The sequence below is a fragment of the Paenibacillus sp. PAMC 26794 genome, from assembly GCF_000316035.1.
In the GTDB taxonomy this organism is placed as follows: domain Bacteria; phylum Bacillota; class Bacilli; order Paenibacillales; family Paenibacillaceae; genus Paenibacillus.
This window is the reverse complement of sequence record NZ_ANHX01000079.1, coordinates 23,122-43,324: the sequence shown is the minus strand read 5'-3', so window position 1 is coordinate 43,324 and position 20,203 is coordinate 23,122. Positions and strand designations below refer to the sequence as shown.

Annotated in this window: 19 protein-coding genes and 1 pseudogene; 4 read left to right on the top strand and 16 right to left on the bottom strand. The window is 48.3% G+C overall.

The window, feature by feature from the left end; all coding sequences use genetic code 11:
* Positions 1–274 precede the first annotated feature (274 nt).
* The 4 genes from D829_RS0125410 to D829_RS0125395 are packed head-to-tail and all read left to right on the top strand — an operon-like array spanning position 275 to position 4,551.
* Positions 275–1,567: a hypothetical protein gene (locus D829_RS0125410; protein ID WP_017691730.1), complete on the top strand. Its 1,293-nt coding sequence runs from the start codon at positions 275–277 to the stop codon at positions 1,565–1,567.
* Positions 1,564–2,559, top strand: a complete 996-nt coding sequence (locus D829_RS31915; protein WP_241230819.1) for a glycosyltransferase — start codon at positions 1,564–1,566, stop codon at positions 2,557–2,559. The genes D829_RS0125410 and D829_RS31915 overlap by 4 nt, the downstream gene beginning before the upstream one ends.
* A 1-nt stretch (position 2,560) precedes the next feature.
* Positions 2,561–3,883 carry a glycosyltransferase family 4 protein gene (locus D829_RS34190; RefSeq protein ID WP_017691728.1) on the top strand — a complete coding sequence of 441 codons (1,323 nt, stop codon included), beginning with the start codon at positions 2,561–2,563 and terminating at the stop codon, positions 3,881–3,883.
* Positions 3,880–4,551: a class I SAM-dependent methyltransferase gene (locus D829_RS0125395; RefSeq protein WP_017691727.1), complete on the top strand. Its 672-nt coding sequence runs from the start codon at positions 3,880–3,882 to the stop codon at positions 4,549–4,551. The genes D829_RS34190 and D829_RS0125395 overlap by 4 nt, the downstream gene beginning before the upstream one ends.
* A gap of 121 nt (positions 4,552–4,672) precedes the next feature.
* Here the strand turns inward: D829_RS0125395 and D829_RS0125390 are convergent, their stop codons facing one another.
* The 16 genes and pseudogenes from D829_RS0125390 to D829_RS0125320 all read right to left on the bottom strand — a co-directional run bounded on the left by D829_RS0125390 (position 4,673) and on the right by D829_RS0125320 (position 20,188).
* Positions 4,673–5,074 carry a winged helix-turn-helix domain-containing protein gene (locus tag D829_RS0125390; protein WP_017691726.1) on the bottom strand — a complete coding sequence of 134 codons (402 nt, stop codon included), beginning with the start codon at positions 5,072–5,074 and terminating at the stop codon, positions 4,673–4,675.
* A gap of 192 nt (positions 5,075–5,266) precedes the next feature.
* The gene (locus D829_RS0125385; RefSeq protein WP_017691725.1) at positions 5,267–6,061 is read right to left on the bottom strand and encodes an ATP-binding cassette domain-containing protein; all 795 of its coding nucleotides are present in this window, start codon (positions 6,059–6,061) and stop codon (positions 5,267–5,269) included.
* Positions 6,062–6,063: 2 nt separating this feature from the next.
* Positions 6,064–6,984, bottom strand: coding sequence for an ABC transporter permease (locus D829_RS0125380; protein ID WP_017691724.1), 921 nt, complete (start codon positions 6,982–6,984; stop codon positions 6,064–6,066).
* 91 nt (positions 6,985–7,075) lie between these two features.
* A complete protein-coding gene (locus tag D829_RS0125375; protein WP_017691723.1) occupies positions 7,076–8,125 on the bottom strand; it encodes an ABC transporter substrate-binding protein in 1,050 nt (349 codons plus the stop codon).
* A 338-nt stretch (positions 8,126–8,463) separates the two neighbouring features.
* Positions 8,464–9,324 carry an aminoglycoside phosphotransferase family protein gene (locus D829_RS0125370; protein WP_017691722.1) on the bottom strand — a complete coding sequence of 287 codons (861 nt, stop codon included), beginning with the start codon at positions 9,322–9,324 and terminating at the stop codon, positions 8,464–8,466.
* Positions 9,325–9,346: 22 nt separating this feature from the next.
* Positions 9,347–9,919: a TetR family transcriptional regulator gene (locus D829_RS0125365; protein WP_017691721.1), complete on the bottom strand. Its 573-nt coding sequence runs from the start codon at positions 9,917–9,919 to the stop codon at positions 9,347–9,349.
* A gap of 188 nt (positions 9,920–10,107) precedes the next feature.
* On the bottom strand, positions 10,108–10,854 hold the full coding sequence (locus tag D829_RS31910) for an Rpn family recombination-promoting nuclease/putative transposase (RefSeq protein WP_051154083.1): 747 nt from the start codon (positions 10,852–10,854) through the stop codon (positions 10,108–10,110).
* A gap of 110 nt (positions 10,855–10,964) precedes the next feature.
* Positions 10,965–11,210, bottom strand: a pseudogene (locus tag D829_RS31905) (Rpn family recombination-promoting nuclease/putative transposase); the annotation flags it as partial.
* Positions 11,211–11,399: 189 nt separating this feature from the next.
* Positions 11,400–12,047, bottom strand: coding sequence for a winged helix-turn-helix transcriptional regulator (locus tag D829_RS0125355; protein ID WP_017691720.1), 648 nt, complete (start codon positions 12,045–12,047; stop codon positions 11,400–11,402).
* Positions 12,048–12,059: 12 nt separating this feature from the next.
* A complete protein-coding gene (locus D829_RS0125350) occupies positions 12,060–12,947 on the bottom strand; it encodes a rhodanese-related sulfurtransferase (RefSeq protein ID WP_017691719.1) in 888 nt (295 codons plus the stop codon).
* A gap of 239 nt (positions 12,948–13,186) precedes the next feature.
* Complete coding sequence (locus D829_RS31900; protein WP_017691718.1) at positions 13,187–14,293, bottom strand: hypothetical protein; 1,107 nt, start codon at positions 14,291–14,293, stop codon at positions 13,187–13,189.
* A gap of 60 nt (positions 14,294–14,353) precedes the next feature.
* Complete coding sequence (locus D829_RS0125340) at positions 14,354–15,859, bottom strand: HAMP domain-containing sensor histidine kinase (protein ID WP_017691717.1); 1,506 nt, start codon at positions 15,857–15,859, stop codon at positions 14,354–14,356.
* Positions 15,856–16,566 (bottom strand): response regulator transcription factor, encoded by a 711-nt coding sequence (locus D829_RS0125335; protein ID WP_017691716.1) that lies wholly within the window; start codon positions 16,564–16,566, stop codon positions 15,856–15,858. The genes D829_RS0125340 and D829_RS0125335 overlap by 4 nt, the downstream gene beginning before the upstream one ends.
* Positions 16,567–16,779: 213 nt before the next feature.
* Complete coding sequence (locus D829_RS0125330) at positions 16,780–17,619, bottom strand: Rpn family recombination-promoting nuclease/putative transposase (RefSeq protein ID WP_017691715.1); 840 nt, start codon at positions 17,617–17,619, stop codon at positions 16,780–16,782.
* 85 nt (positions 17,620–17,704) lie between these two features.
* Positions 17,705–18,601, bottom strand: a complete 897-nt coding sequence (locus tag D829_RS0125325) for an AraC family transcriptional regulator (RefSeq protein WP_017691714.1) — start codon at positions 18,599–18,601, stop codon at positions 17,705–17,707.
* Positions 18,602–18,778: 177 nt separating this feature from the next.
* On the bottom strand, positions 18,779–20,188 hold the full coding sequence (locus tag D829_RS0125320; RefSeq protein ID WP_017691713.1) for an MATE family efflux transporter: 1,410 nt from the start codon (positions 20,186–20,188) through the stop codon (positions 18,779–18,781).
* Positions 20,189–20,203: the final 15 nt, after the last annotated feature.

Sequence of the window (20,203 nt, the reverse complement as noted above, 5' to 3'; positions counted from 1 at the left end):
CCTATTTTATACATGTGAGAATTATCACAATCTTCGTCTCTAGAGCAAAAAAAAGTGATCCTGGTCACACAAAAGATAAAATTCAGCCTATTATCACAGCTTGCCAACTTCATCTATTCATGGAAGATACTCATGTTTGGTACGGAATGCCCATATGTTAGTCTCAGGCATATCATGCGAAGTGCCGTGAGGACTTTACATATGAAGTGAAAGCATGAAGCACATGCAGAGCGAATGACGCGCCATATTACAGTCAAGGTGAGGTGAACTATTCATGGAAAATCCTGCGCCGTTACCGGATTCAGCCCCCGAAGTCAGCCCGGATGGGGCCAATACAGCGCAGTCCCCTGTTCGGTATGTTCTCTTCCCTCGCAAAGGAGGCTGGTCATCCTTTCCCTATCCCGATATTGCTGCACTGCTATCGATCGAGGGAGAGGTCTACTATGTCAGTAGCCTGACGCAAACAGAGGATGTACCTCCGGTCATTACCGTCATCTCCCTCCCTGAGGCCGAGCAGCTATTGCTGGAACCTCGCACCGTAGCCGTGGTCGCCCATCCCTACTGGCTAATGGCTACAGCTTCGCTGGAGCCTGAGCTATGTATTGTCCTGCTCCCTGAGCCTGCTGGAGATGAAGCACAATCTCCGCTATGGGAGAGCAGTATTTCCAAACTGGTCGGCATCGCAGATCTGGTAGGTACATCCTCCGAAACACGTTATATGAAGCTGTTATTCCAAGGCGTACGTGCTATCTGGCTGGGCGGCGAAGACCCTGCACCTGCGGGTACGATGCAAAAGGATGATCTCGAAGTCCCTCTCCGGGACTACGAACTGCTCTTCCTGCATGCGCTGCGGCAGATCCTGTCAGGCACTCCGGATAGCGTCACCCTGCTTCAATGCAGTGTACGTGCCGACTACTACCGTCAGCTCCGAGCCAAAGCAGGTGCTCATGAGACGATATCCTTTTTGCTGGCAGCCTATGAGTACTTGCTTGAAGATCCTCGGGCTATCCATTCACTTCAAGAGGCATTCTCCCATGCGGTCTTGAATGGTCGCAGTGACTGTGTAGTCTCCCACTATAGATTCCTGTCTGCCATCCATGCCCGGGCCGGCAAGTTGGAAGACGCCCTACTGGTGTATGGAATCAGTGCAGCCGACGAACAGGAACGCCATCATTATGAACAGCTCTGTCGCTGGTTTGAGGCGGGAGAAGATCAACTTGTACGAGCGGAACTACTGCGTATGAACGATGATTACGGAAATGCCCTGCGTATCCTGGACGAACTTGGCGGAGAAACGGCGAGACATTGGAAATTCCGCATCTACCAGGAGACTGGACGTGTGGAAGAAGCACTGGCTCTGGTGCATGCAGTCGACATTCAGGATGATGCCAGTCGCCGGGATTATCAGCAATTATCCGGTAGTGCGCTGGCTCTGCGAGGGGAAAGGCACGGGGCAGTCCGACATTTTCTCGAAACGGCACTGGAGGATGAAGATGCGCTCGCCCGGATTGTCGAGCTGGAATTGTTGGATCATGCTGTACAGCAATTGCTTGGGGAGGTGCCATGATGCTGGACCCGAAGAAGCGCAGACAACAGGTGAATGGGCCAATGGTGCACAGGGATATCCGAACCGAAACCACTTACACGCCAACGGAAACAGTCGATTGGACACATACAGACGCATTGGAAAATGGCGATCACACGCCGGATCATGCACAACAAACGCAGGACATCCGAAGCCAAGTGCATCACTGGGGTGATTCACAAGGTCAGGAAGAACAGAATGTTGCTATAACACAAGAGGAAACAAGTGTATTCAAAGAGCCCTTCTCCATTCATCGGGTTCGCAAAAGCAAAGGCAACAAGCTGACCGCCATGCTCCAGGTTCGCAATGAACGCGGCCGATACCTTGAAGAAGTATTGCATGATCTGAGTGAGTTCGTAGATGAGATCGTGATTGTGGATGATGCCAGCACAGACGGAACCCCAGATATATGCAAAGCCTATCCGAAGGTGGTCCGTCTGGAGGTCTTGGAGAAACCGCTGTTCGCCGTGGAATGGCGACTTCGCAACACCTTATGGCAAGCGGCGGCGGGAACACGTCCCGACTGGTTGCTCTCGGTTGATGCGGATGAGCTGTACAGCACAGAGGCCAAGAAAGCCATACGCGCTCTGATTAATCAGGAGTATGCAGACTGGTTTGCATTTCGATTCTACGATATGTGGGGTGGCAGGACCCACTACCGGGAAGATGATCTTTGGTGTCTGCACAAACGGCATACCGCTTCACTTGTACGGTATATGCCTGGATATCCTTATTTTTATCCACAACAGAATCATCATGTTCCCCGTCTTCCCTTGTCCTGCACCGTATTGCCTGGGGTCAGTACGGAACTGAAGGTTCAGCATCTCGGCTGGGCCGGTAGTCTGGAGGACCGGGTTCGTAAATATTTGCGTTACAAGCGCATTGATCCTGGCGGTGAGTGGGGCAATCTTGCACATTACGAGTCGATTCTCGATCCGGAACCTCGGCTGATTCCCTGGAAGGAGGGACCGTGAGATGGGTGTGGTGAGTATTCTGACGCATAGCTTCACCGACGGGTACAATCGGGAATTCGGCAGGGTATTTGGCGGTGGACTGGAGCGATATATTCTGGATCTGTGCAGTGTCATCCGTGGACTCGGGCATATTCCCGAGGTTCATCAGCTCTCTTATTTTGAAGCATTCCAGACTCGGACGGAGCAGATTGACGTATTTGGTTATTCGTACGACATGGATAATGTACCGCAAGCCTTTGACCGGATGGCAGCAGCAGCGCGCGGCCCAGTGATCTATGCCAACTGTCTGTGGCAACCCATCACCTATAAACCGGGCAGTCTTGGCATCTGTCACGGCATTAACTGGGATCGTCCCGGACTGCCACTGGAGACCAAACAACAAGTCGCGGAACATATTCAACTGGCTCTGGATGGACTCGTGCGCATTGTATCCGTGGATTCTCATTTCCAGACCTTTTGCCGGGCTGCGTGCACCTATACCGATCCAAGGCAGGTTGTCCTGATTCCCAATGCAGTGGATACGTCCTATTTCACACCAGCCCCGCCAACACGAACCTTTGAGCAGGAACAGGAAGACGAATGGCTTGTCGCAGGGAAGAATGATCTAGCGAGTCATGAGGAGAATGCTGGTGCGGTTATATCAGGGGTGCAAGCTGTAGAAGTAGATGCTGAGTCCCAGGTTAATGGTTCAATTCAGGGACAGGTTGAAAAGAAAGCTGCTGATGCCCGTGTGTCTTCTCCCCGTCCAATTCGCATTATCTATCCGCGCCGCATCAGCATGGAACGAGGCATTATTCCAATGATGCTGGCAGCAGATAAGCTATTGGGGGCTTTTCCGGATCTGGAGATTGAATTTGCCGGGGAACTGGTCGAAGGCAGTACGGTAGGGAGAGCCTTTCGTTATTGGCATCGTACTCATCCACATGCGGAGCGAATCATCCAGCGCACGTATGATTTTCGGGATATTCGTGAGGCCTACCATCAGGCAGATATCGCCGTAATACCAACCGTTTTCTCAGAGGGTACCTCCTATGCCTGTCTGGAAGCGATGAGCTGTGGACTTCCGGTGATTGCATCCAATGTTGGCGGGTTGAATGATTTGATTCAGGACGGGTTTAATGGACTCTTGGTGCCTCCTGGTGAGCAGGAACTAACCGCCGCACTGGTACGTCTTGTACAGGATCGAGCCGAGCGAGAACGACTGGGAATCTACGCGCGAGAGACTGCACTGTCCTATGATCTTGCCAGGTGGCGGGGCCGGTGGAGCACGGTGTTGGAATCTTTTTTGGCAGAGACAGGATTAAAGGAGGGAATTCGGGGATGATGGATACGCCCAAGGCAACGGAATTCATGGAATCAAGATACATTCGGCAAAGTGACCCTAAAACGGACACATTGGTCTTCCCCCTGCATCCGGCATGGTGGAGCCGTCCTTATGAATACGAATGGGCCCGGCGATTTGCACGTCCAGACGACGTCGTACTTGATGCAGCCTGCGGCATCTCCCATCCGTTCAAATTCTGGCTCGCCGAACACTGCCGCGAGGTTCACGCCTGCGACTGGGATGAACGCATTTTGTCTGAAGAAGCGATCAGGCTGGATATTGTTTCTGATTTTGGCGAGCAGGCCGCTCAGGATCTGCCGGAATCAACTCTCGCCCGATTGCACCGTGCAAAGGCTGATCTGGCCCAGCTTCCGTACGAGTCGGGTAAGTTTGATCGGGTATTCTGTATCTCTGTACTGGAGCATCTGGATACGGGCACGATGCTGCGGGCTTTTCGTGAATTCGCCCGGGTGTTGAAGCCAAACGGACAGTTAATCGCTACCTTCGATGTACCCGAGATGCGCCCTGATCTGCTGGAGACGATCATGGCTGTTACCGGATTAAACATTGAAGATAAGCTGAATGTGAAAGAGCCGGACGATGCCATCTGGTCTGACATGTACGGCACGCCAATCCGCTGTTTTCGAGCGGTGATATGCAAAGGTTGAGAATGATTGCGTTGAGTACAGAGTAAGGAACGAAGGAATGAGGGATCGAGCTATTGGCAACGGAACCATACACGGTTCGGGAATTGCTCCGATGACCGGTAGCTCCGTTGCTTTTGCATTTTCAATGGGATGAGCTATTGCGGGAATATGTGGTGATTAAGTGATATTTACGAAGTAATCCGTGAATGACCTCCTGCATTTCTGGGTCCTGAGCAGAGGGGCTAGCGGGTAGAGCGGACTTATTCTCATGCACAGCAAGCCGATATCCGTAGCCCCGTACTGTATCCAGACGGATCTCGTCCCAGCGTTTCAGCTTCTTGCGCAGGCGATAGATATGATCGTCCACAGTGCGTTCAACCGGATATTCAAGCGGCCATACCCGATCCAGCAATTGACTGCGGGTGAAGGCTTTCTCCTTGTTTTCATACAGAAAATGCAGCAGTGCAAATTCCTTGGCGAGCAGGCGAATGGACTCTGTACGCCGCGTGACCGTATATGTCCCTTCATCCAATTGCAAAGACATGCCTGGTTCCTCCTACTATGTATAATTCGCTGATCCGAAATCGTATAGATTCATTCCATTTTTTCAACGTGTTCAACATACCACAAAAACCCTTTGCGAGAACGCAAAAGGTTTTTATCGTCTAACTTATAGATGGCTTAGATTGTGGATTACGGTACGTATATCTGTTCTTCCAACAAGTGTTCCCTTGTCTTAACCCAGCACGACACGATCATCTGCCATTTTTTTGCCGCTAATCCGTTCGAATTCACCAAGCAACTCAGGGACAGTCAACGTACGTTTACGCTCTTCGCTGACATCCAGAATAATTCGGCCTTTGTTCATCATGATCAGACGGTTACCCAGACGAATGGCCTGCTCCATATTGTGCGTCACCATCAATGTAGTAAGTCTCATCTCACGCACAAGTGTCTCCGTCAGTTCCGTGATCAATTCGGCACGTGAAGGGTCAAGGGCTGCCGTATGCTCATCCAATAGCAAAATCTGCGGCTGGGTAAAGGTCGCCATCAACAGGCTAAGTGCCTGCCGCTCCCCACCAGACAAGAGACCCACTTTTGCATTCGGCCGCTTTTCCAGTCCAATTCCCAGCTTCTCCAGTTGGGTATTGAAAATCTCACGTCTGGCACGGGTAACTCCGAAGCCCAGTCCGCGTCCTTTACCACGTTTGTATGCCATCGCCATATTTTCTTCAATGGACATATGTGGTGCTGTTCCTGCCATCGGGTCCTGAAACACCCGGCCAATCCAGCTGCTGCGTTTATGCTCCGGCAGGTTTTTAATGGAGCGGTCATTGATCAGTACATCACCCATATCCGGCTTCATCACACCCGAGATGATGTTCATCAGCGTGGATTTACCCGCCCCATTACTGCCAATCACCGTCACAAAATCTCCCGGATTCATCGTCAGATTCACGCCAACCAGCGCGGTCTTCTCATCCGTTGTGCCTGGGTTGAACAGCTTGGTTACTTGCGTAATCTCCAGCATGATCACATACCTCCCTTCGCCTGATGACCCCCGGATCGCATCAACTCTTCTGTTCGTTTGCGAGCCAGACTACGCTGCTTCATGGAGCGCTGCATAGTAGGGAATACAAGGGCAATAATGACGATCACCGCGGTGATCAACTTCAGATCAGATGTATCAAACCATTCGACCTGTAGGGCAAGCGCAACCACAATCCGGTAAATAATCGAACCAACGATCGCTGCAAGTGTAGCCCAGAAGACCGTTCTTGCACCAAGAATGGCCTCACCGATAATCACCGAAGCCAGTCCAATGACGATCATACCAATGCCCATCGTGATATCCGCAAACCCTGATTGCTGTGCAATGAATGCACCGGACAGGGCAACCAATCCATTGGATAAGCTGACCCCTACAATCGTAGTCACATCCGTATTTGCACCAAAGCTGCGAATCATACGTTTGTTATCACCTGTCGCGCGGAGTGCCAGTCCAACATCTGTTTTCATGAACAGATCGAGCATGATTTTAAACACCAGCACGACGATGATAATTAACACCATGACATGCTCACCTGAGAATGGATTATCCATACCCATAATGGATTTATTCGGTGCGCCAAGAATACGCATATTAATGGAGTAGAGCGCGATCATCATCAAAATCCCGGATAATAATCCGTTGATTTTGCCTTTGGTATGAAGCAGACCTGTACAAGCCCCAGCCACCATGCCGCCAGCCATTGCCGCCAAACAGGCTAGCCAAGGAGAGAAGTCATTGGAGATCATAACCGCCGCGATTGCGCCTCCTGTTGTAAAACTTCCGTCTACGGTAAGGTCAGGAAAATCGAGTATGCGGAACGTAATATATACACCAAGTGCCATCAGTGCATATAAAAGCCCCAGCTCGATCGCCCCTTCAATTGAATTCCAGCTTATACTCACACTACTTCCTCCCTGTCTATCGAAAAGAATGAGGCGAACCCGTTGCATGTCCGCCTCGCATCCATACTGCCGAATTTGCATTCCGGTCAGATTATTGAATAATGTTGTTTTCCTGGTCTTTTACTTCCGCTTTCATCTCATCCGTAACCGTGATGCCTTGGGCTTCAGCTGCTTTCAGGTTCAGGATCAGATCCAGTTTGTCTGGAACGGTGACTTTCATATCACCAGGTTTCGTACCATTTTTCAGAATGTCCGCAGCCATCTCACCAACCTGATATCCATGGTCATAATATTTGAAGCCAACCGTTGCGAAGGCCCCTTTTTCAACGGTATCCCGATCACTGGAGAAAAACGGAATTTTATTACTGTTTGCCGTTTGGATAATCGTATCCACCGCACTCACGACAGAGTTATCGAGCGTAATGTAAAAGGCGTCTACTTTGCCAACGAGGGAATCCGTTGCCTGTTTTACTTCAGATGTATTCGTAACTGGTGCTTTCACCAGCTTGATATTATGTGTTGCGAGCGCTTTTTCTGCGTTATCTGCCATAACCACCGCATTTGGTTCACCTTCGTTAATGACCAAGCCCACCGTTTTCACATCCGGCAGATTTTTAGCGATAAAGTCAGCCAATTGTACAATAGCCGCCGGATTCGTGTCGGATGCACCTGTAACATTGCCGCCCGGCTTGTCCATATCGGTCACCAGTTTGGCACCCAGTGGGTCTGTTACCGCTGCGAACAATAATGGCTTATCCTTCACTTGTTGAGCCAGAGCCAGCGCAGATGGTGTTGCGATTCCGAGTACAAGATCATTTTTGGAATCACCCGAGATTTTCTGTGCAATGGACAGGTTGTTCGTCGAATCACCTTGCGCATTATTGTAATCGATTTTGAGGTTTTTGTTCTCTTCAATGCCCGCTTCCTTCAGGGCTGCGATGAATCCTTCACGTGTAGCATCCAGAGATGGATGTTCAACAATCTGCGAGATGGCAATCTGGTATGATTTTTCCTCGCTGCCTCCACCTGTTGTAGTCCCTGATCCTTCGGATTCCGAGCTTGTACCGCTGTTATTTCCGCAACCTGCTGCAACGATCATTGAAGCAACCATCATCAGTGACATCCAAAATTTCTTTTTCATGTGTGAGAACCCCTCTCCATCTTATAAAATGTAGTTACCCTTATCGAGATTCCATTGACACGATAGGGCGGGACAAAACAAACGCTTCAACGCATTGTTGCTTTGATCGACAAAAGCAGACAAATATAGACTTTTCTCATGCGACTGAAGTCCATGACCCGTGTTGGTGTTTTATTGTTCCCCTAATATTAAGGGGCGTCCCGATATCCGTCAATGGTTGAACCGCTTCCAATTTAGTTTCATCGTATGGGTGTGATAGAAAACATTACATAAAACATAAAAACCACCCACATTGTTCTGTAGATGGTCGCCATGAGTACAACAAAATAAGGTCCTACTCATAAAAATGGAGTATTAAGTCTTCTTCTAATCTCGTCCACAAGCATTGTTTTCTCCGCTTCCGATATGGCATCCGCGATCAATTTGCGTGCCGCAACAGGCGCAATCCATGGTTCGATATCTGCATAGCCAATACCGGACAACTTCTCATACTCCTCCATAAAGATGCGAATGCTGGCCTCTCTGGTAGCATCAAGAACAACCGTCGCTTCATGTGGCAGATGCGGGGGCAGTATCGCATATCGAATCATAATAATGTATTCGGCCAAGTCTGCTTCCGGACTCCCGGTAGAAGCATTATTCCAGTCAATAATGACTGCATCATGATCTCGAAGGAGTATGTTACCCGGGTTGGGATCACCGTGACATAGTTGCTGCTTCATGGGTAATTGATCCAACTGGGCAATCACGGCAGCTTTCTCCGCTTCAGACAAGTATTGTGCTTCAACAATATTATGCTTGATATTTTCCCGCTGACTCGGCATATGGGCAACCGAATGCGAATGAATCTGGTGAAAAAGCTGTGCTGTAATCCGGGCATTCACGAAATCTATGCCGACATCCAAAGGCGCCTGTATTCTGGACTGTTCTAACGCTCTGTCTACAAAACGCTTCATGATCGTCTCGCCATCAATCCGTTCAAATACAATACCTGATCGCCCTTCAACAGTCACCAGATCATATGGCTTGGGAACTGGCAACCCACACGCCGAAGCGATTCGGCAATGATGAAGTTCGGCCTCCAAAGCAGCCGTAATCGTGTTCGGTTTGGCCAGTTTAACGATCTTGCTCCCGTCTTCCCATTCGAAAACTTCCGCACATCCACCTTCTCCAATTTTGTTGCCGAGCCTATGGACCATGATGCTCACTCCTTCAACGGATTTAATAAGTGAGACCTTCTCTATGCAATAACATCTCGTACATTTCCCGGATCATCTCAATCGCTTCATTCATCTCCAGCTCCAGGGTGTGAGAGTTCAGAAGTGTTCCAATGCCAATCAGATATATCGTGAGCTTAAGGAAAATGCGCTTGAGTTGTTCGACCGATACATCCTGCAATCGCTTGCTATATCGCATATAGAACATGGTTAATTCTTCACCCAGAAACTGATCGGTGTGGGGATTGTATTGTCGGTATCCCGAAAGATACAACGTTCGAAATAACTGCTTCTCGTTCTGTGCAAAGTACAGGAATCCAATCGTCAGGTTCAAAGCAGGGGAATTGGCGCTGTCCTCATATGCCAACATACTGCGACGGGCGAATTCGGCAGCCTTGTCATACACGCTTGCTTTTAGCTCTTCAATGTTACTGTAGAGACTATATATGGGTTGGGTGGAACAATGGAGCGCCTGAGCAACGTTTCGCGCAGTGAGCGCCTCCAAGCCTTGAGTCCGTACAAGCTCAAAGGCGGCAGATAACACTTTTTCTTGCGTAATCTCAGATTTTGGTGGCATATACTGCTCCTTCCCTTGTTAATAACGCATGTTATATAACGTATGTTATTATGAGTGGATTCATGTGTCAAGTGTACTTACTGGCTGAGATTTTTCATATATAAAATCTTTTAAAAAAAGAGGCGCCCATATCCAATGTACCTTGGGTATGGGCGCCTTATATCAATCAAAGGATAGCTCCAGAGTGCTTATTCCTTTTCTTTTTGCAGTTCCTCTAATTCAGATGAGGTTAGCCCGGTAGCCTTAATAATAGTAGCCTGATCAAGACCTAAAGTGAGCATATTCATTGCGATTTTCCGCTTGCTCTCAGCTTCACCTTCTTTGATTCCTTCTTTGATTCCCTCTTTGATCCCTTCTTTAATTCCTTCTTCGATACCTTTTTGAATTCCTTCCTCCATGCCTTTCTTGAGACCCTCTTCTCGTGCGCCCTCAATCATGGAAGCTTCGTCCCAAAGAAATTTCTGACGGTCGATATATCGTTGACGTGCTTGCTCATCCTGGCTCAGAAACTCTAATACACTCATGGCTTTTTTCAAAGCCGGTTCGGGTTCGTGCATCATTAACGCCTCCCAGCTTGATTTAGTCATTCCTTTCAGAAATAACAGCCAACGCACCAATCCATCCTTCATTTGAATATTTTCATCATTTAACTTTGGTATTTCCATAAAATGAATCTCTATAACATCCGTCAACGGAATATCGGTATGGTCTTCTCTTAAATGAAATACGTTGTGGTACTGATCATTAGCGAGCATTTTGAAATTAACAATGTTGATCGCAACGCATTTTTTGAGTTGACTATATCTCTGTCCTTCAAGTAATTGTCCAGAATATTGTTTACCCCAATAGAACAAAGTCCTCTTCTCTAAATCATACTGATTAGGGCGTGTCTCAAAACTCGCTGAAGTGCATCTTTTACCGCCTTTTCGCCCCATGCTGCGTCACTTTCCCTTGACGTGCCCCGGCACGCCTGCGGAAAACTTCCTTGCTTGGAACGAAAATTCGGCAAAATCTGCTTCCTTCGGAGTTTTCAGACACGCCCTAACAACTGCATTTCAACATTAATTAGCTCACCTTGATCTGTTTTGGCCCGTATGTCCAGAATGGACTGTTTATCTCTCGGGGTATCCTTGTCCAGATAAGGATTGATCAATACAATCTCGGTCAGTAAGGATTCACCTGCATTTTTGAAGGTGTGATTCAGAAAAGCCAGAAGAACATCCTTATTCTCTTCACTTCCAAAGATTCGTTTAAACACATAATCGTTCTTGGGATCAAGCAACTCTGTCATCATTATTCACTCCTACGCGCAAAATGAACAGGATATATCTGCTGAAGTATCAGCAAATATAAGGATGCGAACATGCACTGGATGTTAACTCTATTATAACACGCATCGCCATATGAAAATAGCGTTTATACGTAATTTACTATCAAAAAAAAGAGACCGTTTCGAGTGATCGAAACAATCTCCATTCTACTAATTCCCCGACGCTTCGCGAATCTCATACTTGCACCTTTTGCCTCCATCGGCGTAACATTCGGTGCGCTCCACCTCAGCTTGAAGCAGCGAGCGGAACAGTTCCAGTTCACAGCGGCAAGCCTGCTTGTAGACACTCGCGACTTGCACAATCGGGCAATTCATTTCCGTAATGACGTAAGTTCCATCGTCTTCTCTGGACGCATCCGCCATATATCCGTTGGTATTCTGAATTCGCGCGAGTTCCTCCACCCGTCCGGCCAGATCCTGGCCCTCCATCTGTGGCAATCCGCTACGAAGCAGCTTGTCCCGGCGACTCTCGAACAATGCATCTACCACACCGCTCCCGGCTGATTCAGACAATTCTTCAAGAAGTTCCAGTGTAAGGGACGAATAGGATTTTGGAAAAAAGCTGTCCCCGCGTACCGTCAGTTGGTACACCGAGGACGGACGTCCGGCCGTAGCCCGGGCCTCCCGAACCTCGATCCAGCCGTCCTGTTCCAGTGCCGTCAGATGACGGCGAATGGCCATGCCGGTCAGGCCCAGATCAGCTGTCATTTCCCTTGCGGTCAATGTACCTTGCTGCTTCAGCATGAACAAAATCCGTTCACGCGTCGTTCGTTCCTCTTCGCGCTTCACGATCAGCACCTGCTCTCCTGCTTATGCGTGTACCGGTGCTGCCTCCCGGCAGGCATCCGAGCAAAAGCGGTTATGCGTCTCTTCGCAATCCTCACAGCTTACATGCTGCAGGTTGCAGGTTGGACAATTAATATATCGGTCATGTGTCGTTCCACAGTGATAACAGCTGGCAATGACAATATCCTCTTCTGTCCGGTTAATCGGTACAGAGATCCGCTCGTCAAACACGTAACACTTGCCATCGAACAGATGGCCTTGTACTTCTGGGTCTTTACCGTACGTGACAATACCACCGTCCAATTGAGCCACGTCCTGGAATCCTTCATTGATCATGAAGCCCGTCAACTTCTCGCAGCGAATGCCGCCAGTGCAGTAAGTAATAATGGTTTTGTCCTTCATGTCACCCAGGTTCTCCCGAATCCACTCTGGAAACTCACGGAACGATTCAACATCTGGACGGATAGCCCCGCGGAAATGGCCAATTTCGTATTCATAATCATTGCGACCATCGATAACGATGACGTCATCACGTTGCAAATGCTCATGGAACTCTTTCGGCGAAAGGCGTTTGCCGCTAGTCACATTTGGATCAAGGTCATCTTCCACGCGGAACGTAACCAGCTCGGCTTTGTGACGAACAAAGATCTTTTTGAACGCATGCTCTTCCACATCATCAATCTTGAACACCATGTCGCTGAATAGCGGATTAGCCAGCATATCTTTCATGTACTGTTCCGTCTGTTCAGGCGTACCGGATACGGTACCGTTGATGCCTTCGGATGCGATCAGAATACGACCTTTCACACCAAGATCCTTACAGTATTCCAGATGCTCTTGTGTAAACGTCTCAGGGTCTTCAATCTTCACGAACTTATAATATAAAAGCACGCGATACGCGCTGTTACACATGTATATCACCTGTTCCTATTCCATGTTGTTATTAGCCGGATCATCCGGCAAGACGACTACGTTGCACCCTTACTGTTAAAAAGAAAAGAAACAGCCGCCCGAAACATCGTCTCGAACTGCTGCCTGACATTCGACTTTTATTCCTGCATTCTAGTTTATCGGAAGCGGAATAGCTTAGTCAATATAAATGTATAGAAAGGCATGAAAGATATGGAACATATATGCCTCCATCAATCATCCTATTCCGAGATCGTAATGACCGAGGTTACAAAATGATAGGATTCATTTTCCAATACCGCCTGCGATAACAGGATTTTATTGCCTTCCGGGCTCCAGGCCAGTGGGTCAGAAGCGTTGTCCATATCTGCTGAGATCTGGAACTGTTCTGCCGACTCCGTGTTGGAGACAAACAGCCCTTTCTCATTATCATTCTCAGAATTGATGGTGTATGCAATCTTGGAATCATCACCCGACCAGCTTGTGCCGAAAATCTGTGTGCCTCTGGCGAGCGTAGCCTTTTCATTGCCTTCCAGATCGGTGAGCACCAGCGCCCGTTTGGTATCCGCTGTTCTTTTCACAATCGCAAGCCTTGTTCCATCATTAGAAGGGATGACCCACTCCACACTTTTCAGCACCTGTTTTACTTCACCCGTCTTCGCATCGTATGCATTCAACTGGCCGTCCTCGCCCGTAATATAATAGAGCGTACCGTTTGAAACCTCGATGCTCCGTACATTGAAATTACCTGTCTCTACTAGCACCTTCGTTGTGCCCTCCACACTTGCCGAGATGAGATCACCCTTCATATTGGGAAAAACGACATGTTCATTATCCAGCCATGCACCCTCTTGGATGAATCCGTCCTCTTTACCAGCAGGGGTTGCCTCCCCATTATGCAGGTTCAGGATATAGCCTTTGCCCGTATTTTCCTCCGGCTCCCGATAGAACAGGTACTGACCATCCGGTGACACCAGCGGTGCACCCAGGCTGACCTCACTTTCCTTGAGCGGTGTGTCTGTACCTTTGGTTAGATCATACATATATAAGTTATGCGGGTATCTTTCCTGGCCTTCAACGGTAACGGGTTTCAAGGACTTATTCTCCTTGTCGGATACAATCCAGTCGTCACTTAACCATGCAATCCCGCGCATATTCGGTAGTTTATCAATTTTCTCCAGCTTGAAGCTCTGGTACACGGACGTGTTGGTATTATCTTTTACCGTAATACCGGTGCCCGTTTTCCCACCTTGTGCGTTGCCTCCCGGCTCCGTTGTTCCCCCGCATGCTGCTGTCGTTAACAGGGTAATAGCCCCGAACGTGCCCAAAGCTGCTTGTTTCCAATTCATGATGGTCCCCCCTGGTTTCTCTTGCTATAGACCAAGCATACACACGGCATACTTCCAAAGTTATTCAGACTTGTTTCGAACTTGTAAACTTGAGTCAGCCAAAGGGAACATGAGCTGGAACGTCACTCCGTCCCCATCCTCTGGGTCGCCCGACAGCAGGTTGATTGTACCGCCCTGTTTTTCAACAAACTGCTTCACGAGAGATAGTCCGAGTCCGGTTCCACCGGTTTTTCTGGCTCTGTCTTTGTTCACAGTGTAAAAGGGTTCAAAAATCTTCTCCCGCGCCTCTGCCGGAATCGGCGTACCCGAGTTGTAGATGCGAATGACCGCTTGACGCTCCTGCATCCGCAGTTCATTCTTCACCCGGATTACACCATCCGGAACGTTATATTTGATGGCATTATCCAGCATGTTGATGAAAATATGCATAAGACTCTCCCGATCGCTGCGGATCACCGCCGGTTCAAGATCCAGTTCCATGTTCAGCGCAAACTTCTCCGCTTTCCCACGCATCCGGCCACAGGCATCCTTAAGCAGAGCGCTGACCTCTACATCTTCGGCCTGGTTCTCGAAGTCATACTTCTCCAGAGCAGATAAATGTAGTACTTTTTCCACCATCTCGTACAGCCGCTCCGTTTCTTTGCCAATGTTATTCGTGGCATCATCAAGCAGTTGCGGATCATCCTTATACATGTCGAGCAGCTCCACATAAGCTTTGATCGATGTCAGCGGTGTCTTGAACTCATGGCTGATGTTACCGATATATTGTTTCTGCTGCTGTTCCAGCGCCTGAAGCTTCTCAATCGCCAGTTGCAGCTTCTGCTGCTCCGCATGCATGGCTGTGATATTTTGCTGGATGGATGTACTCATATAATAAATGCCCTGCCCCAGCTCCCCCAATTCATCCTTGCGCTTTAAAGGAGACTCCGTAATGTAATTCCCTTCGCGAATGGAATCTGCGGACTTTTTCAGCCGGGTAATCGCAACGGCAAACCGATTGTAGAACAGATAACCTAATATGAAGCTCAGCGCAACAACGGTAATTCCGGCCCATATGAACAATTGAAGGATGCGAGTATAGAATTCATGGTAGCTTTGGACCGGATATTGCATCCATACAGCACCCATCTGTCCATCCGGACCATCCAGTGGTGCGGCGTAGAGCAAGGTATCCCCCTGTTCATGATAGGCAATTTTATTTTGCAGTGCATAGTTGAGCGTATCCTGAACAATCGCACTCTCCCCGGAACTGATCGATGAGCCAACTTGCTGGCCCTTCATATCATAGAGAGCAATTGGCAATCCGGTAGAGTTGGCCAGTTCCTGTGCAAGCCTGCGGCCATTTCGCTGTAAAAAAACGTCCTGATCGAGATGAACGGACTCGGTGTAGTAGGACTGTCGCACATTCAGATTCACCAGCCGTGTCTGCTGTGATAAAATACCTTCAATCTGTGACTGCTGATTGCGTTCAATACCATGCAGGACCAGTGAACTAAGCACAACCACGGTCAGGATAAGCAAGGCTGCCAGAAAAACACTGAACTTCAGCTTGATGCTGACTCTCATATGGGGCCGCCTGTATCAGGTGCAGATGCTTTGTAGCCAATCCCGTATACGGTCTGCAATTTTTGCTGATCTGTATCTCCGATTTTTTTGCGCAAACGCTGGATGTGAATGTCCACGGTCCGTGTGCCACCCGCATATTCCATGCCCCACACCCGATCCAGCAGATCGTCTCGTGTGTACACACGTTCAGGATTGGACATGAGAATGGTCAGCAGATCGAACTCTTTTGGTGTCAGATCCAGCTTCTCCTCATTCACAGTCACCGTGCGGTGAGCAACATGAATACGCAGTGTGCCATTCACGATGGCCTGATTCTTCGAATCGTCCGGTGGTGGACTGCTTTTCTCGACACGGCGCATGAGCGCTTTCACCCTTGCGAGCAGTTCACGGATCTCGAATGGTTTGGTCATATAATCATCGGCGCCCATCTCCAGACCAACGATTTTGTCCACGATATCATTTTTGACTGTTAGCAAAATAATGCCGATATCATCCCGGTCCTCCAGCCTGCGGCATACGCCGTATCCATCAAGCTTTGGCATCATTACATCCAGAATCATGACCTGCGGCTGAAACGACGCGACCTTGACGAGTGCTTCCTCCCCGTCACTCGCAGTATCTACTTCATATCCTTCGCGCCGCAGCGCGTAAGCAATGGCACTGACGATGCTTGATTCGTCATCTACCACGAGCACTTTTTTATTCATGGGATTCATCCTCTTTATCTATGTCATGAGTTAGTTTATGGGTCTATGTTAGCAAGGTCCGTGCGATTTAGCTATGGATGAGTTTGCAATTTGTATGAAAAGCTTACATCCTCTCAGCTTGGACTTGGCTCTACTTTCTTTATACCCTAAAGGCAACAAAAAGAGCCAACCCGTGATTGGATCAGCCCTTGATCTATAGATTCCCAATTCATGTTACTGTTTAGGCAACAACTTCTTAATTTCATCTTCAGAGAGTCCAGATGCTTTAACTATCGCAGAGAGATCTACGCCAAGTGTGAGTAACTCACGAGCCATTTCTCTCTTGCCTTCAGCCGCTCCTTCAGCTCGTGCGCCTTCAATCATTGATTTTTCGTCACTCAATGCTTTCATCCGAGCATCGTAGGCCATTCTGGTGGACGCATCCTGACTCAGAAATTCCAGCGTATCCATCGCCTTTTTCAACATCGGTTCATTCATAGCCAGCACCTCCCAGTTTGATGTATCTATTCCTTTCAGGAATAATAACCAATTCACGAGTCCGCCTTTTTCCATCGGAACAGAATACTGATCCAATTTGGTTAGTTCCATCACATGTATTTCGATATCATCCGTCAAACCAATACCTGTATGATCTTCTCGTAAATGAAAGACATTGTGATACCGCTCATTATCCAGACAGGAATAATTGAGGATATTAATAGTCACGCATTTTTTGAGCAGATTATAGTTTTCACCCTTTTTTATCTGATGAAAGTACATCTCACTCCAATAAAACAACGTCCTTTTCTCCATGTTATACGGGTTAAACAGTTGCATTTCAATGTTAATTAGTTTGCCTTCTACCGTCTTTGCTTTAATATCCAGAATGGATTGTTTATCCTCTGGACTATCCTTATCTGTATACGTGTTAACCACAGTGATCTCCGTAAGAGGAGATTCGCCGGTCTCTATAAACGTGCTGTTCAGAAAAGCTAACAAAACATCTTTGTTTTGCTCACTTCCAAAAATGCGTTTGAACACAAAATCTACTCGTGGATCGAGTAATTCCGTCACTCAGCATCAGCTCCATTCTCACCAGCATTATATCATAATTCCCATATAGCCTCAGCTTGATAATGGATCTGCACATATATTGCTTCTACTCCTCAAATGACAGATTGAGTGGCTCGTCCGACATCTCGTACTCTGTCTCCATATGTGTCAGTGGTGTGTTCAGATCAACCTCCTCGAAGCGGAAGCTGTCGACCCACACTTTTCCTTTACCGTTCAAAATAACCCCGAATGAAATGACCGCGCTACCCTCCGGTACATCAAGCACAATACTATACTGATTCCATGGCTGCGTACCCGTAATTGGCCGATCATGCATGTTATCAAATTGAAGTACATCATGCACGTTATTATCCACACGCATCCATAATCCGCAGAACGCATCCACATGCTCGGTCTTCACGAATCCCGATAACTTCATCCGCTTACCCACATACTTGTCCGCTCTGAACTGTTGCATCATTGTTGCGAACTCGTTAGGCTCCATTGGCGTAACTGCCTTCAAATACCCTGAAGCTTTCCCTTGATGCACTTCGGCAGGATCAATGCCCATCTCATAATTTTGCGGATGACTTCCGGTTAACATCCAACCTGTTATCGTTGACGTCTGATTCATCTGTAATTCTCCTCCTCTGGTTCTTCCTTCGAATAATTTCAGATCGAACAATTTGCGAAAACGTCCTGGTGGCATGCCATATAATTTGCGAAATGCGCGGGTGAAGGCTTCCTGACTCTCAAATCCACATGCCAGGGCGATGTCCAGAATGCCTGCATCCGTCGACCGCAGGGTCGTGGACGCCAGACTCATCCGACGGTTGCGGATATAATCCACCACGGTCATGCCAACCTCATTACGGAAAACCCGGTGGTAGTGATATGGCGACAACAACGCCTCGGACGCTACTTCTTCCAACCCGATCTCTTCATGCAGATGGGTCTCAATATAGAACAAACTTTGCTGAATCATTGCACGGTAACGGCTCAACTGAGGTAAAGCCCCCTTCCATATCCTTACTATACGTGAATGATGTCGTCGCCGTTTTGATCATTTTTGCTATCTTCACTTCGGTTGACCTCTGCCAGAAACGCAAAAAGAGCCAACCACGGATTATGTCCTTTCCGTCATTGACTCTCCTTTTATCTATTTGCACAACACTCTTCGTCAGACAGCCGGTACCGGCTGTGCACCAACCTCTTCGTCATCATGCTCCACCAGTTCATGTTTCTCCCACGCTCTACTCTTCCAGCGGAAGTACATAATGACCGCGCGGGTCCACTCATCCGCCGCAATGGCAAGCCACACACCAGCGAGCCCCAGATGAAGCTTGAATATGAGCAGGTATCCCAGAGGCAGACTCATGCAGACCATGGAGATCAGACCCATGTATACCGGGAACTTTGCATCCCCTGCCGCTCGCAGAGAACCAATGATCACAATATTGCAGGTACGCCCGGTTTCGAGCAACAGACTGAGCAGAATTACTTGAGCCCCCAGCTTGATAATTTCCGGATTATCCGTAAAGATGCTCATCAGCGGCACACGGAACAAAATGATGATTACATCAATGATAACCGTGGCCAGAAGGGCCCATTTTACACTGTCAAAAACACGTTTGTACGCATCGTCTTTGCGCCGCGCACCCACAAGCCGGCCTACAATGATCGATGTCCCCATACCAATCGCCATGCTGAACAAGTAGATATAGCTGGAGATATTACCCGCATACTGCTTGGTTGCCATAGCTTCTGCGCCCAGATAGGTCACATACAGCGTGAACACGAGCTGGCAGGAATGATATACCATCGATTCCATCGCAGACGGAATGCCAATCCGCAGAATTTTGCCAATGAATTTCTTGGACAACTTAATGTAGTATTCGAAATCCACCCGTACCTCGCTCACACGATACAACAACCAGAAGAAGATCAGCAGGCAGATAAACCGGCTCCCCACCGTGGAGATCGCTGCCCCTTCCACCCCAAGCTTCGGCAGGCCGAAGTGTCCAAAGATCAATGCATAGTTACCAACAACGTGAATCACGTTCATGAATACAGCAACATACATCGTTTCTTTGGTGTAACCATGTGTACGAATCGTCGCAGCCAGCGCATTAATGAGTGCCTGGAGGAAGATCCCGCCACCGACGATATTTATATACGAACGGGCAAAATCATAAATTTCGCCTTGAATATTCAGAAGTGTTAACAAATGTCCTCCGAACAGAAGGAAGATTCCGCTCAGGACCAGACCTACGATAAGATTCAGTGTAATCGCATTACCCGTAACTTGTGCTGCTTCACTTAACTTTTTCGATCCGATATATTGTGCTACTACAATCGCAGCACCATGTCCAATAACTTCCAATACAAGGATAGCGATAGAAATAATCTGATTGGCTGCTCCAACGCCGGAGACCGCATTATCGGATACCGAGCTGAGCATGAGCGTATCCACGCTCCCCATCAACATAAATAAGAAGAGTTCCAAGAAAATAGGCCATGTCAGTCGAATCAGATTCAGATCCTTGGCATCAGAACGAAGGGACTCTTTGGTTGAGGATATTGCTGTCATTTTCTCACCTTTCCC